This is a genomic window from Acidisoma sp. S159 (assembly GCF_009766125.1).
In the GTDB taxonomy this organism is placed as follows: Bacteria; Pseudomonadota; Alphaproteobacteria; order Acetobacterales; family Acetobacteraceae; genus Acidisoma.
The window spans coordinates 183,871-199,144 of sequence record NZ_LMUG01000043.1 but is presented as its reverse complement, the minus strand read 5'-3'; the positions used below and the strand labels follow the sequence as shown (position 1 = coordinate 199,144).

The 15,274-nt window shown below is 62.1% G+C and carries 12 protein-coding genes; all 12 read right to left on the bottom strand.

The annotated features are described in order from the left end of the window. Window positions 1-52: 52 nt before the first annotated feature. Window positions 53-1,657, bottom strand: a complete 1,605-nt coding sequence (locus tag GSQ92_RS12790) for an L-lactate permease (protein ID WP_158805428.1) — start codon at window positions 1,655-1,657, stop codon at window positions 53-55. A gap of 121 nt (window positions 1,658-1,778) precedes the next feature. Then, the gene (locus GSQ92_RS12785; protein ID WP_371418556.1) at window positions 1,779-2,996 is read right to left on the bottom strand and encodes an SMP-30/gluconolactonase/LRE family protein; all 1,218 of its coding nucleotides are present in this window, start codon (window positions 2,994-2,996) and stop codon (window positions 1,779-1,781) included. 14 nt (window positions 2,997-3,010) lie between these two features. Further along, window positions 3,011-4,393, bottom strand: a complete 1,383-nt coding sequence (locus GSQ92_RS12780; RefSeq protein WP_158805427.1) for an APC family permease — start codon at window positions 4,391-4,393, stop codon at window positions 3,011-3,013. Between the two features lie 501 nt (window positions 4,394-4,894). Beyond that, window positions 4,895-6,199, bottom strand: a complete 1,305-nt coding sequence (gene glnT, locus GSQ92_RS12775) for a type III glutamate--ammonia ligase (RefSeq protein ID WP_371418555.1) — start codon at window positions 6,197-6,199, stop codon at window positions 4,895-4,897. Between the two features lie 87 nt (window positions 6,200-6,286). Then, the gene (locus tag GSQ92_RS12770) at window positions 6,287-7,624 is read right to left on the bottom strand and encodes an FMN-binding glutamate synthase family protein (protein ID WP_159013522.1); all 1,338 of its coding nucleotides are present in this window, start codon (window positions 7,622-7,624) and stop codon (window positions 6,287-6,289) included. A gap of 5 nt (window positions 7,625-7,629) precedes the next feature. Beyond that, window positions 7,630-8,325: a protein glxC gene (locus tag GSQ92_RS12765; RefSeq protein WP_159013521.1), complete on the bottom strand. Its 696-nt coding sequence runs from the start codon at window positions 8,323-8,325 to the stop codon at window positions 7,630-7,632. Between the two features lie 5 nt (window positions 8,326-8,330). Next, window positions 8,331-9,230: a glutamine amidotransferase family protein gene (locus tag GSQ92_RS12760; RefSeq protein ID WP_159013520.1), complete on the bottom strand. Its 900-nt coding sequence runs from the start codon at window positions 9,228-9,230 to the stop codon at window positions 8,331-8,333. Between the two features lie 100 nt (window positions 9,231-9,330). Next, window positions 9,331-9,990: an XRE family transcriptional regulator gene (locus tag GSQ92_RS12755; RefSeq protein WP_159013519.1), complete on the bottom strand. Its 660-nt coding sequence runs from the start codon at window positions 9,988-9,990 to the stop codon at window positions 9,331-9,333. A 67-nt stretch (window positions 9,991-10,057) separates the two neighbouring features. Next, entirely contained in the window at window positions 10,058-10,663 is a 606-nt protein-coding gene (locus GSQ92_RS12750) for a sarcosine oxidase subunit gamma (protein WP_216850546.1), read from the bottom strand. Further along, the gene (locus GSQ92_RS12745) at window positions 10,656-13,700 is read right to left on the bottom strand and encodes a sarcosine oxidase subunit alpha family protein (RefSeq protein ID WP_158805420.1); all 3,045 of its coding nucleotides are present in this window, start codon (window positions 13,698-13,700) and stop codon (window positions 10,656-10,658) included. The genes GSQ92_RS12750 and GSQ92_RS12745 overlap by 8 nt, the downstream gene beginning before the upstream one ends. Further along, window positions 13,700-13,981: a sarcosine oxidase subunit delta gene (locus GSQ92_RS12740; RefSeq protein WP_158805419.1), complete on the bottom strand. Its 282-nt coding sequence runs from the start codon at window positions 13,979-13,981 to the stop codon at window positions 13,700-13,702. The genes GSQ92_RS12745 and GSQ92_RS12740 overlap by 1 nt, the downstream gene beginning before the upstream one ends. Window positions 13,982-13,995: 14 nt before the next feature. Further along, a complete protein-coding gene (locus GSQ92_RS12735; RefSeq protein WP_158805418.1) occupies window positions 13,996-15,255 on the bottom strand; it encodes a sarcosine oxidase subunit beta family protein in 1,260 nt (419 codons plus the stop codon). Between the last annotated feature and the right edge of the window lie 19 nt (window positions 15,256-15,274).

Here is a 15,274-nt window from a genome sequence, read left to right as displayed (position 1 = left end):
CAGGCGCACGCGCCAGGGTCACGGCTTATCATGTGACCCCGGACATTTCCTCTCAGTGTGGGATCATCCAAGGGACAACATATTGCTGGAGAAGAGCGAGGAGGCCGACCAGCAAAGTGAGAAAGACACTATGCTTGAAGGTTCGCCGAAAAACATTGCCCTCCTGTCCAACGAGTTCGGTGACGGAGACACCGGTTGCGATATTCTGCGGTGAGATCATCTTACCCATCACGCCGCCGGACGAGTTCGTTGCGGCAAAAAGGATGGGGTTGAGCTTGAGTTGATTCGCCGCCACGACCTGCAAATTCCCGAACAGCGCATTGCCCGAGGTGTCGGAGCCCGAGAGGAACACAGCGACCCAGCCGAGGAAGGCAGAGGCAACCGGAAATAGCAGGCCACCCAGGGATGCGACCGCTTTACCAAGTGTATATGTCATCCCGCCATAATTCATCACATAAGCAAGCGCGATGATGAAGGCGACGGTAAGGATCGCCAGCCGGAGCTGAATGAAGGTACGGCCGAAGCAGCGAAAGAATTCGGTTACGCTGACACCAAGCAGCAGCGCCGTGGCGATAGCCGAGACGAAAATCGCGGTTCCCGTCGCGAACGGTTGAAAATCCCAAATCGCGGCATAGGGCTTATTATAGAGGGTAATGAAAACCGCATTATGCAGCCCGGGCCAGGGGAGTTTCTGCTCGCCAATCAGGAAGATCTTCAGGGTGGTCCAGATAATGACGACCGCGGAGACCAATAGCCAAGGCACCCAGCCTTGCCAACCAGAAACCTTCGACAATCGCCCCTGCCCCGCCGCGACATGTTTCATCGCGAACCGCGCATCAGGCGCCGGCGACCATATTTTCAGGAAGCCGATCGAGACGATCAGCGAGACGAGAGAGGCGAGCACATCGGTCAGACGATAGTCGAGGTAGTTCGATGTGAAGAACTGCGTCAGCGCGAAGCTGCCACCGGCGACGAAAAGCAGTGGCAGCAATGCCCGAACGGACCGCAAGCCTCCGAAGACGAACATCACATAGAACGGCAAGAGGAAGGCGAAGAATGGCAACTGCCGCCCCACCATTGCCCCTAGCGACACATCCGATAGATGCGTGACGGAGCCGAGAACGGTGACGGGAACGCCGAGCGCGCCAAAGGCCACTGGAGCGGTGTCGAAAATGAGCGTGAAGGTCAGCGCCTCAATTGGCGCCCAGCCAATCATAATGAGCAGCGACGAGATAATGGCGACCGGCGTACCGAATCCGGCGATGCCCTCCAGCAAAGCGCCGAAGCAGAAGCCAAGTATAATAAGCACAACCCGCTTGTCGTCGGGCATATGCTCCAGCACCCAATCCCTGAAGGCGTCGAAGCGTCCCGAGACGACGGCGATATTGTAAATGGTCAGCGCGGCGACGACGATCCACATGATCGGCCAAAGCGCGAAAACCACGCCCGCGACGGCCGAGTCGAGGGTGATGCCGACGGGCACATGCCAGCCCAGAACCGCGACCAGGATACCAACCACAAGCCCGGCCAGCGCCGCCTCCCACCCAGGGCGACGCAGCCCCCCGAGAAGAACGAGCACGGTCAGGATCGGCAGGGCCGCTACGATGAACGAAAGGCCCAGACTTCCCGCTATCGGCGTAAGATATTGCTGAAACATCCGTATTTTCCTCCCCGACCTCATGAGGGAGCAACCTGGCACCTCACGTCAAAGCATTACTGACCGATCCGCCGACCGGATCTGGGTCGATCCGCAGGCATCGGGCCATAGACCCGCACAGTCAACCCGGCCGAGAGGCCCCGGTCATGTTCAGATAGAGCGCATAGACCGAGCTGCTGGCCGCCATGAACAGCCGGTGTCCTCGCCTGCCGCCGAAGCACAGATTGGCGCAGGTTTCGGGCAGGTGTACCTTTCCGATGAGATCACCATCCGGCGCGTAGCAACGGACGCCGTCCTCAGCCGGGTCCGCCCATCCCATGCTGCACCAGACGTTCCCATCCGCATCCGTCCGCAGCCCATCCGTGAGGCCCGGAGCGAAGCCATCCGCGAACACTCGGCCACCGCTGAGCTTGCCGCCCTTCACGTCAAAAACGCGAATATGCGCCGGTCCGCCATGGGTGAGCCCGCTATCCACGATATACAAGCGAGACTCATCCGGCGAGAAGGCCAGGCCATTCGGGCGGGTGAAATCATCCGCGACAACCGTTGCCTCGCCCCGTACGGGATCGAGGCGATAGACCTGCCTCGGCAGCTCTGCCTCTGCGGTATGACCCTCGTAAGGCCCGTCTATGCCGTAACCTGGATCCGTGAACCAGATCGCGCCATCGGATGCGACGACCACATCATTTGGTGAGTTGAGGCGTTTCCCAAGGTGGCGATCCATCAGAACGGTAATCCGGCCATCCGCCTCCGTGCGGGTAACACGGCGCGAGTCATGCTCGCAGGTGACGAGCCGTCCTTCGCGATCGCGCGTATTGCCATTCGCATAGTGGCTATCCGTGCGGAACACGCTGACATGACCATCGTCTTCCAGCCAACGCATGATTCGATTGTTCGGGATGTCGCTCCACAGCAGATAACCGCCGGCGGGGAAGTAGACCGGGCCCTCCGCCCAGCGGAAGCCTGTCGCGATCCGCTCGATGCCTGCGTTTCCCTGGCGGGCTTTGAACCGGGGGTCCAGCGACTCGACCCGAGGGTCCGGATAGCGGGTGTCTTGCAACACACCGAGCGGGAGCGATGCCGGCCGCCCGAAAGAGTGACCGTTTCCCTTAAAGCCAAACTCGCCCATGTCGTCTCTCCCTGTCGTCACCCGTGCCGGATTGTTGCGGCCATGCGTCAACGCCCGATCCCGGCGGGTTCCTGTTTCCGTCCAGCGGAGGATATTCGAAAACAGAGGCGGATGGATAGCGTCCGGCGTCTCCTGAGTGAGGTCGGGGTAGCGAGCCGCTGCCAGGGCCGCCGAGCCTTCAAAGCCGGTCCCCGACAGGTCGCCTCTCACGATACCGCTAGGCCCTATTTGGCGCCGAGCATAACGCCTTCGAGATCGTGCTCGATCCCGAGAAGAACTTGCGGGCTACGATTCTTTAGCATGACGAACCAAATTCCTCCCACGAGCATATAGGCCGCGAAGCCATAGGGCAGGTAGTCATAGGGAGCCGCCGGCACGGGATAGACGCTGCCGACCAGAGACAAGACCATCAATATGCTGCCGATGCCCCCCATCACGTAGACCATTGGCGTGCCGTCCCCGGTCTTGCGCAGAAGCACTGGAGCCGCAATCGAGCACATCAGATAGACCACGATAAAGCCGAAGCTCGCGACCGTGCCGAACCAGCCGAGCAGATCCGTCTCTGAATGCTTGTAGAACGCGGCGCAGGCGACGAAGTTGATCACTACGCCGATTGTTACGGCAACATGCGGAGTCCTGTGTCGTTCATGCACAATTCCCATCGTGTGGTGCACAAATTGATAGCGTCCGAGTGAGAACAGTATGCGCGAGAACGAGTTGATAGAGGCCAAAGCGCAGGCAAAGCAGCTCACCATTGCACCGATATAGACCAGGATCGTCAGCGCGGCGCTCTTACCCACAATCTCCGACAGCGGTCCGGTGCTCGCCCCGAGCTTGGCGGTATCGTCGTTGAAGCCTTGAACGATGAGATAAGTGGTCACAATGAAGACCGTGCCGGCCAGAATTGGCGTCAGTATGACCGCTCGCGGTATCACCTTTTTTGGATTGCGAGTCTCTTTGCCGAGAGTGGCGGCGCTTTCGAAGCCTACATAGGAGAAGATGCCGAAGACGATCGACTGAGCGACAGCTCCGAAGCTGGCACCCTGCAGGCGGGCCTGTTTCACGTCGAGGGCAAAGCCATGATGCTTCCACGAAAGGAAGCAAACTACCGCGATGATCGCAACAGAAACGACCTCAAGGCCAAGACCCAGCCTTGAGGAGAAGCGGATGTCGCGGATTGCGAAGACATAGACCAGAGCGCTGATCACAAAGTAGAGAATGTAGCTCGGCACGATGCCGGGGAAGCCGAAGGCGGTAATCAAGGACTGCAGGAACAGAGCAGTCGCCGCCGTCAATGCCATCGCGGTGAAGACATAGGCCGCCAGCATGGCCCATCCGGCGAGCATTCCCGTCGTCGGGCCAAGACCACGTGACACGTAGATGAAAAAGGACCCTGCTGCCGAAATCTTGCCCGCGAGTTTGCCGATATTATAGCCAACCACCACGAGCGCGATCGTCGCAAGAACATAGACCAGCCATGACGCCGTTCCAGCGGTCGCGGCCACGACGGCAACCGCAATGGCAGGCGTAAGGGTTGGCGAGACATTCGCCACAGATTGGCCGATTGCCTCGAGAAAACTCAAACTATCCGTTCTCAACTCTGGCATTTTGACGCTCCGTGCTTGCTATGGGATGTAACGGCTTCCACTTGTCATCGAGCGCGCCCAGGTCTGGGTCATCACCAGAAAGCTATTTGCAATTGTTGTGCCGTGGAGCGCAGTTTTGCTCCTGCGAGCGGTGATTTTCGTGATGTGATCTGGCAAAATGGCATTGACCAAGCGACATGATGTCTACTGGTTCAGACGATGTAGCGTGGGTTGTCTTTTGTATGAACCGTGCTCATTCCACCAGGTTATGCTCGGAAGGCCGAGCATCCACGTCTCTGCTCGCGTGACGAATGCGAGGCGTGGATGGCACGGCATGCCCCAACTGCCCCCGCGTGCCATGACGATGTCTGGGGCGCGGCTCAGTAATAGATTATCACACTCAACTTTCGCTGAATCGATGTCGTCGTGGAGCGGGAATGCCGCTAGATTGGAGTGGGGACGGGACGGAATTTTCCGCTCTGCAACAAAGTCCTGACTATGATCAGCAGTGTGCCCGGTGGCTCAGCAGTCAAGGGTGGTTTGCCGCTCCCACTCTGTAAGGTGGCCGCAATAACTATCCCACTCAGCATGCTTCAGTTTGAGATAGGGCTCGACAAGCCCGCCCCCCAGCCGCTTGCGCAGTGGCGCTGAGATTTCGAGCGCACGCAGAGCGTCGAGCAGGTTGAGCGGCAGGCGTTTGACGTCCTTGTGCGCGTGGCCCTGCGCATACATGTCGATGTCGAGCGGTGTGCCTGGATCTCGCTTCTCCTCGATGCCGTCGATTGCCGCCGCGATGATACCCGCTTGCAGTAAATACGGATTTGCCGCCCCGTCCGGTAGCCGCATCTCGAACCGCCCGCCGCCTGGGACGCGGATCATATGCGTGCGGTTGTCGCCACCGAAGGTCACGGTGTTGGGGGACCAGGTAGCGCCCGATATCGTGCGCGGCGCATTGATCCGTTTGTAGGAGTTCACGGTCGGATTAAGAAGCGCGCATAACGCCTCCGCGTTGTGAACCAGGCCGCCCACGACGTGGTAGCCGATCGGAGAAAGACCCAGTGGATCGCTATCTTCGCTGGAGATATTTCGCTCGCCTTGCCAAAGCGACACATGCGCGTGGCAGCCGCTGCCGGTGAGATGCAGGAATGGCTTGGGCATGAAAGTGGCGCGCAGCCCATGTTTCTCGGCGATCGAGCGGGCAAGAAACTTGAAGAAGACATGGCGGTCGGCTGTGACCAGAGCCTCGTCGAACAGCCAGTTCATTTCGAACTGCCCGTTCGCATCCTCATGATCGTTCTGATACGGCTCCCATCCCAGATCCGCCATCGCGTCGCAGATTTCGGCGATGACATCATAGCGGCGCATGAGGGCGGAAGCGTCGTAGCAGGGTTTAGCCGCCGTGTCGGCCCCGTCGGCGATGGCCTGCGCATCCGGTGTCACGAGAAAGAACTCGCATTCGACGCCGCTTTTCACGGTGTAGCCAAGCTGCGCCGCCTGGGCAATCACGCGCCTGAGCGCGTTCCGTGGTCCCTGTTGGATCAGCTCGCCACGCATGTAAAGATCAGAAGCGACCCAGCCCACCTCCGGTTTCCAAGGCAGCCGCACGAAGCTTGCTGGATCTGGCATAGCGATCAGATCGGGATCTGCGGGCGACATGTCGAAGGCCGCGGCGAAACCCGCGAAGCCTGCGCCGTTCTTCTGCATGCCGGCAATCGCGGAGGCCGGCACCAGTTTGGCACGCTGATGGCCGAGAAGATCCGTGAAGGAGATCAGGAAATAGCGAACACCATGCGCTTCAGCCAGCACCGCGAGCTGTTCTTCCTTCAATCGGAGTTCCTCGGCCATCAATGTTCTGTCTCCGAAAGGTTGGGATGATGCCGCGGCGAGGCTACGCAGGGCGGGGTAAGTGAGGCGTCAGAAACCAGCTTTTCCAGGATACCAATCGGTCCCCGCCAGGGGGATGCGCGCCATTGCGGCGGCCTCCATGGTCAATGCGACCAAGTCCTCTGGCTCCAGATTATGAAGGTGGCTTTTCCCGCAGGCCCGCGCGATCGCCTGTGCCTCCAGCGTCATCACGGAAAGGAAATTTGCGAGCCGCCTGCCACCAACAATCGGATCGAGCCGCGCGGCGAGCGCCGGATCCTGAGTGGTGATGCCGGCCGGGTCGCGGCCCTCATGCCAGTCATCATAAGCACCGGAGGTCGTGCCAAGCTTCTGATATTCTTCTTCCCAAGCCGGGTTGTTGTCACCGAGAGCAATCAGCGCCGCCGTTCCGATTGCCACCGCGTCAGCGCCCATCGCGAGGGCCTTCGCCATATCGGCGCCGCTGCGAATTCCGCCCGAAACGATCAGCTGGACCTTCCGATGCATCCCGAGATCCTGCAAAGCCTGCACCGCCGGGCGGATCGCCGCGAGGATCGGCAAACCAACATTTTCGATGAACACATCCTGCGTCGCGGCGGTGCCGCCCTGCATGCCGTCCAGCACAACCACATCGGCGCCAGCCTTCACCGCCAGCGCGATATCGTAATAAGGCCGGCTGGCGCCCACCTTCACAAAGATCGGCTTTTGCCATCCGGTAATCTCGCGCAGCTCCTCGATCTTGATCTCAAGGTCATCGGGGCCTGTCCAATCCGGATGACGACAGGCGGAGCGCTGGTCGATCCCCTCGGGCAGATCACGCATCTTCGCCACGCGCTCGGAAATCTTCTGTCCGAGCAACATGCCACCGCCGCCTGGCTTAGCACCCTGGCCGATCACGATTTCGATCGCGTCAGCACGACGCAAGTCATTCGGGTTCATCCCGTAGCGCGATGGAAGGTACTGGTAGATCAATGTCGCCGAATGGCCGCGCTCCTCCTCCGTCATGCCACCATCGCCGGTCGTCGTCGATGTTCCGGCGAGCGTGGCGCCACGTCCTAGCGCCTCCTTTGCCTGACCCGACAAAGCGCCGAAGGACATCCCGGCGATCGTCACGGGAATCTTGAGCTCGATCGGCTTTTTCGCGAACCGACCTCCGAGCGTGACCTTGGTGTCGCAACGTTCGCGATACCCCTCCAGCGGATAGCGCGAGATGGAGGCGCCGAGAAACAGCAGATCGTCGAAATGCGGAAGCTTGCGTTTCGCTCCACCGCCACGGATATCGTAGATTCCGGTGGCGGCGGCACGGTTGATCTCGGCGATCGTATGCCGGTCGAAAGTCGCCGACTGGCGCGGCAATGTCTGCGGTCCCGGTTTTGAAGGTGCGGTCATGGGCCTCAATACGAACTCACATTGTCGACATGGAAGTGATAGAGGCTGCGTGCCGACCCGTAGAGTGCGAAGTCTCGGACGTCGAACTCGGAGAGTTCAGCGCGCAGGAGCAGGGCCGCAAGCGTAGCGCGGTCCGCCTCATTCATTTCCTTGCGCTCGCAATCGGCACCGAGGCTTTTCACCGCTCCGCGAACGAACAGCCGAGCCTCGTACAAACTGTCCCCGAGAGCTTCTCCCGCGTCGCCGCAGACAACCAGATTGCCCGTCTGGCCCATGAAAGCGCTCATGTGACCCACGGAACCACGCACGACGATATCGATGCCTTTCATCGAAATGCCGCAGCGTGCACCGGCGTCACCCCGGACCACCAGCAGGCCGCCGCGACCGGTGGCACCAGCCGCCATGCTGGCATTGCCAAGGACACGCACCTCGCCGCTCATCATGTTCTCGGCGACACCTGGACCCGCATTTCCATCGATGGTGACAATGGCCTTCTGGTTCATACCGGCCGCGTAGTAGCCAACATGTCCCCTGACTCTCACGCGTATCGGCGCGTCGAGCCCGACCGCGACAGCGTGCCGGCCACGCGGATTGAGGATCTGCCAGGACGTGCGGTGAGTGTCGGCGGGCAGCCCATGCAGTTGTTCGTGCAGCTCCCGCAGAGGCACGCTCGCAAGGTCGACGGTCTCGGAATGCGGCATGGCATTCAAGCCTGACGCTCCCAGAAATAGACCTTCTGTGGTTCGGGCTCGAAGATTCGCGCATCTTCGATGCCAGGCAAATCGACCAGGGCGCGGTATTCGGAACCGAAGGCCACATAGTCGTCGGTTTCGGCCATCACCGCCGGCTTGCAAGCTATGGGATCGCGCAGCACGCCGAAGCCCGACTTGGTGCCGACCACGAAAGTGTAGAAGCCGTCGAGATCGGACAGCGCGGCCGTGAGCGCCTCATCGAGCCGTGCGCCCTGCGCGAGCCTCCAAGAGAGATAGCCCGCCGCGACCTCCGTATCGTTCTCGGTCTCGAAGACCTGCCCATCGGCTTTCAGAATGCGGCGAATGGCGTTGTGGTTCGATAGCGAGCCGTTGTGGACAAGGCACTGATCCGCGCCCGTCGAAAAGGGATGAGCCCCCGCGATTGTCACCGCGGACTCGGTCGCCATCCGCGTATGGCCGATCGCGTGAGTGCCGCCCATGGCTGTCAAACCCAAGCGGTCCGTGACGTCCTCAGGCAACCCGACACCCTTGTAGAGTTCCATCGTGCTGCCCGTTGCCACCACCTTCACCTCGGAAGACAGGGCAGCGAGCGCGCTCCTGGCTTCCTCAACTGCCAGGGAAGGCACCGACAGGACGGCATGATCGTCATGACAGGTGACCGAGACCGCGGTGTCGAGCCTCTGGCTGAGCGCGCTCGCTAGTGCCGAGAAATCAGTATCGCGATGGCCGCGCAGCGTCATCTTCACGCGCTCCGCGACTGGGCTTCCATAGAGGGCGAAGCCTGTGCTGTCAGGGCCGCGGTCGCTCATGACCCTCAGCATCTCGGTCATCCTCCGGCCAAGCTGAGGCTCCAGCGCCGGGTTTTTTAGGAACAGACCAACAATGCCGCACATCGCTATGCCCCAACCTGGCGACTAACCGTGAAATTAGGCTACGAGCGCGCCCAGCCCAGGTCAACCGTCACGAATAAATCTTTCTCAACAGGAAAGCGGGTCAGTCTAGCCGGCGCGGGTAGACGATGATCGAGAGATAGGTCATCGGCTTGTCCGTGAGTTCCTCTGGGCCATGCGGCGCCGCGCTGTCGAAGAGCAGCGTATCGCCGGCGGACAGATCGTAACTCCGGTCGCCGTGGCGATATCTCACCTTCCCCGACAGCATATAGATCAGTTCGATCCCCTCATGGCGGAAGCTCGAATAGGGCCGCGCCTCCTCATGGAGGGTGATCAGATACGGCTCCATGACGACCGGGCCACCCAGCACGTGCCCCAGAAGCTGGTATTCGTGCCCAGCCTTGGTGCCGCGGCGCTCGATGACCACGCCCTGCCCCTTCTTGACGAGAGAACTGTCCCGCCGCTCCTCAAAGGTCGAGAAGAGGTGGCTCAAGGGCACGTTCAAAGCGCCGCACACCGCCTGGAGCGTGGCGAGCGACGGGGAGATTTGGCCGTTCTCGATCTTGGACAGCATGCCCAGCGAGATTCCGGCCGAGGTCGCGAGTTCAGCACCCGTCAGATCGGCACGGCGGCGCAGCAGACGGATTTGCGCCCCGAGCGATTCCTCGAGCGTCATCTCCCGCACCGGCGCGGCCGACGAACCAGTCGGCAGATTGCCGTCCGGCACCGGCTCGTTCAGGGAGGACGATTGGGTGGAAGCCATATTTCCTCAGCGTCGCGCCACGGATCGATAGACCACGCCGCGCAAAGCCTGTCACGCCGGGCTGCCCTCACCCAGGAGGCAACACCGTGATCCCAAACTCTTCGCCGGCGGGAAGCAGCCAGCCGATGAGCGAGCCCGCGTAGCCGCGTGCGACGGCGATCTCATAGCTTGGCGTGTCGTCCAGTTGCCAGATCTGCACACCGATATGGCCGGCCAAGGTGAGCGCGGTGTCCCCCGGAGTGAAGGCGCGCGGATGGAGGTCGATCGCCAAGCCCTTGGCGAGGGTTTCGCGAGTGCGTGAACCGCTTAGGCGCAGAACCGACCGGCCGTCACTCTGGTCGGTCAGCGAGGCGAGGCTACCGAGACGATCCTTGAGGCTCAATTCCAGGTCGCCCGTGCCCTCGGCGATGGCGAGCCATTGGGCACCGCCCGACCAGAGGAAGGCAAGCCGCCCGTCCCCGGCGCGTCGTGGGGTCGTCGGCAGTTCGAGGCCCCAGGACCTCTGCACCGCGACCGCGAGAGCGCCCCCCTGTCCGCGTCTCGCGGCGAGGTTGACAATGTGCAACCCGGTTCGTTCCTGCACGACAAGGCCATCCTGGCCGGGTTGGCCGTAGTGCCCGGGCTGAAGGACAGCCGCCAAAGGCGAGCGGGACAGAAGGCCGATTTCAACCACGGAGGCGGTCTCCCGTTGGATCAACAAGGACTGGGGACACAATCTCAACTTCCAGATCGCCGCCTCGCACAGGGTCATAAGCCCGGACGACTTCGCCAAGACGCTCAGTCCCGCGCTGCAACAGGCCAAGGCCGATCCAATGACCAAGAGCGGGGGAATAGGCCACGGAGGTCACATAGCCCTCGTCATTGGCAGCAAGATTCTCCACGTTCCTGGCGAGAAAATGCGCCCCCGCTCGAAGTCGCGCGGCGCGGTCCCAAGGACGAATGCCGACCAGCACCGGCCGATCGGTGGCCGTGAGCCCAGCGCGCTGCGCCATGGCCTTGCCGATGAAATCCTTCGTCTTTGACATCATGCGGCCGAGGCCAATATCCGCGGCGGTGGTTTGGCCGCTCAGCTCATTGCCGGCCGGATGTCCCTTCTCAACGCGCAACACGCCTAGCGCCTCGATGCCATAGGGTGTGACGCCGAGCGGTTTTCCGATCTCCATCAGGCGGCGCATCAGGGCATCACCATAACGAGCCGGCACCGCGAGTTCGTAGGCCAGTTCACCGGAGAATGAGATGCGGAAGAGACGCGCCTTGAGACCGCCGCAGATCGTCAGCTCGGCACAGCTCATGTAAGGGAAAGCGGCATTGGAGATGTCGAAGCCCGCATCCACGACACCTTCGATCACCGCACGCGACCGCGGCCCCGCCACCGCGATTTGCGCCCATTGCTCGGTGACCGAAATCATCTGCACGTCCAATTCAGGCCATAACCACTGGCTGCAGAAATCGAGGTGCCGTGAAACGCTCACGGCATTAGCCGTCGTCGTGGTCATGAGGAACCGGTCGCCGGCCAGGCGAGCGGTCGTGCCGTCATCCATCACGAACCCATCTTCACGCAGCATTACGCCATAGCGCACGCGACCAATCGGCAAGGACGCGAAGTTGTTGGCGTAAACGCGGTCCAGCAGCACCGCGGCATCCGGACCTTGAATGTCGATCTTCCCCAGCGTGCTCACGTCGCAGAGCCCTACTGCCTCACGTACGGCGCGGGCCTCGCGCGTTGCGGTCACCAGCCAATCCGCCTCTCCGGGACGCGGGAAATATTGCGCGCGCAGCCACGGTCCGGTCTCCACGAAGACAGCGCCTTGCTCCGTCGCCCAATCATGCGTTGGCGTGAGGCGTGTCGGCCTGAACTCGTGGCCTCGGTGCCGACCTGCCAGTACGCCGACGGAGACTGGAGTATAAGGTGGCCGGAAGGTGGTGGTGCCGGTTTGGGCGATGGTCCGCTCGTTAAACTCCGCCATCAGAGCCAGGCCGTTGACGTTTGAGGTCTTGCCCTGATCGGTCGCCATGCCGAGCGTGGTGTAGCGCTTGAGGTGCTCAACCGCCCGGAAGCCCTCGCGCTGCGCCAGGGCGACATCGCTCGCGGCCACATCGTTCTGGAAATCGACGAAGGCCTTGCCCTTTCCGCCCCGCACCCGCCACAGCGGCTGCAACTCTGCGCTTTCGCCATCCGTCTCGGGAATGGCTGGAAGGCTCGTCTGGAAACCAGCCAGCCGCGCCGCCTCCGCCCCGGCCTGCGCGCCGGAGGCGAGGCAGTCGGCAAGCAGCGGGTCACCCGTCGCTGCGCCAGCCACCGCCATGCCGGGCGGCAGGTGCGACGGCGGCAGGAAGGCGGCCTTGGCTTCGCTCCAGACCGGCTTTCCGCCGTGGTGCGAGGTGAGATGCACCGTCGGGCTCCAGCCGCCCGACATGGCGAGCAGATCGCAATCGAAGTTGTGGCGCGTCCCCGCCGCATCGGTAACCACCGCACCCCGTAACGCCAGTCGGCCGCGTGTTTCGGTGATCCGAGCTCCAGCAAGTAGTTTTGCGCCCGCTGCTTCGGCTATGCGGCTTATCTCGGGCGTTACCTCGGCTCTCGCATCCACCAGCGCCGCCACCGCGACACCTGCGGCGGCGAGATCGGCGACTGTGCGCGCAGCATCGTCATTATTGGCGAAGACGACGGCCCGCCGGCCCGGCGCCACGCCGAAGCGGTTGACGTAGGTGCGAACGGCGCCCGCCAGCATCACGCCGGGACGGTCGTTGTCTCCGAAGACCAGCGGTCTCTCAAGGGAACCGGCACACAGCACATGCCGCTTGGCGATAATGCGCCAAAGGCGCTGGCGCGGCTGGAACATCGGCGGAACAGGCAGATGGTCGCCGACGCGTTCCACCGCGCCGTAGGCGCCGTCGAATACGCCGAAGACGCTGGTTCGTCGCAGAATGCGGCACTCCGGGGCGGCTCGCAGTTCCGCCTCGGCCTCGCGCAGCCACTCGAGAGCGGAGCGGTTGCCGATCATGCGACGCTCAGAGAGGAGACGGCCGCCGAGCAGGAAATCCTCCTCGCACAATACCACGCGCGCCCCTGCCCGCACCGCGGCCAGCGCCGCCATCAAACCAGCGGGACCGGCGCCGATCACCAGCACGTCGCAATGAGTAGTGGTCTTCTCATAGTGATCCGGATCGTGCGAGCCTGAGGCTCGACCCAAGCCAGCCGCGCGGCGGATCAGTGGCTCGTAGACCTTCTCCCAGAAGGATGCCGGCCACATAAAGGTTTTGTAGTAGAAGCCCGCCGCGAGAATCGGCGCCACAAACTGATTCACGCCCATCACGTCGAACCGCAAGGACGGCCAGCGGTTCTGGCTGGTTGCAGTCAAACCCTGGAACAGTTCCGCGACCGTCGCGCGGGTATTGGGCTCTCGCCGCGCGCCATCGCGCAGCTCGACTATCGCATTGGGCTCTTCCGGACCGGCGGAAAGTATGCCGCGTGGCCGGTGATATTTGAACGAACGGCCGACGAGCCGGACGCCGCTGGCCAGCAAAGCGGAGGCCAAAGTATCGCCGGAGTGGCCACTATAGCGCTGTCCGTCGAAGGTGAAATCCAGCAGGTTTTTCCTGTCGACTCCGGCTGCCTCGGCAAGCCGGAACGGCTGTGCCGGTCTCGTGGAGACAGCGGCGGCAGGCGCCGCGATTTCGCGCGGAAATGTTTCTGAGGCAGTCGACATCACGCGGTCACCGGACGGCGGGCCAGCGCGACGTCCTGCGCGAGAGTTACCGCGAATATCTCATGCGTTCTCACATCTCGCTCCACCACCAACCAGGCGTGGCAACCCGCCGCATGATACCAAAGTTCGCTGTGTCGGCCGGCCGGATTGTCCCGCAAATGGACATAGGCATTCCAGGTTTCGGCCGAGCTATCCGGGTGTGGGCGCCGCACGGTGGCGTCGCCATGATAGACAAACTCCTCAGCGCCACGCTCGCCGCAGAGGGGGCAGATGATCCGCATGATTGCTCCGCTCCTCAGTGAAGGTTCGGCTGAGCGCCGGCGCCTCGTTCGTCGATGGGATACCCCTGTGCGAAGCGATCTAAGCGAAGAGCCTTGGCGACTTCGTGTGGCTCATCCCGCGCGATAAGATGCGCAAAGCACCAGCCCGATGCTGGCGTTGCCTTGAAGCCGCCATAGCACCAGCCCGCATTGAGATAGAGGCCATCTACGGGAGTGCGATCGATGATGGGGCTACCATCCATCGACATATCCATAATGCCACCCCATTGTCGCAGCACGCGCAGCCGGCCCATGCCGGGCATCAGAGCCATGCCGCTCTCGCAAACATCTTCGACGACCGGAAGATTGCCGCGCTGCGCGTAGGAATTATAGCCGTCGATATCGCCACCGAAGACCAGGCCGCCTTTGTCCGACTGGCTGACGTAGAAGTGCCCGGCCCCGTAAGTCACCACACCGTCGAAAAAGGGTTTTAGTCCTTCTGATACGAAGGCCTGCAAAACATGGCTCTCGATCGGCAATCGCAACCCGGCCATAGCAGCGACGCGGGAGGAATTGCCCGCGCAGGCCAGGCCGATTTTGCCCGCTCCGATGAAGCCGCGCCCTGTCTCGACTCCGACGGCGCGACCGCCTTCCACCCGGATGCCGGTGACCTCGCAATTCTGGATAAGATCGACACCACGCTGGTCCGCCGCCCTGGCGTAGCCCCAAGCCACCGCATCGTGTCGCACCGAGCCCCCACGCGGTTGCAGCAGGCCACCTACAATAGGGAATCTTGCGCTATCGTAGTCGAAGAAAGGATACATCCGCCTGACCGCGTCACGGTCGAGCAACTCCGCATCCACCCCATGCAGGCGCATCGCATTGCCGCGCCGTGCATAGGCATCGCGCTGAGCATCGGAGTGGCAAAGGTTGAGCACACCTCGCTGGCTAACCATCGCGTTGTAATTGATGTCCTGCTCAAGCCCTTCCCAAAGTTTCAGGGAATGCTCGTAGAACGGAACGTTGCCCGGCAGCAGGTAGTTTGAACGGATGATCGTGGTGTTGCGGCCGACATTGCCGCTGCCGAGATAGCCTTTTTCCACGACCGCGACATTGGTGATGCCGTGCTGGCTGGCGAGATACCAGGCGGTCGCAAGCCCATGGCCCCCACCGCCCACGATGATGACATCGTATTGCGCCTTAGGCTCAGCGTCACGCCAGACAGGCGCCCAGCCACGCTGGCCGCGGAATGCCTGCGCCAGCACCTGAACGATCGAGTAACGTGTCTTAGCCATCAACAGGCTCCTCGGACGG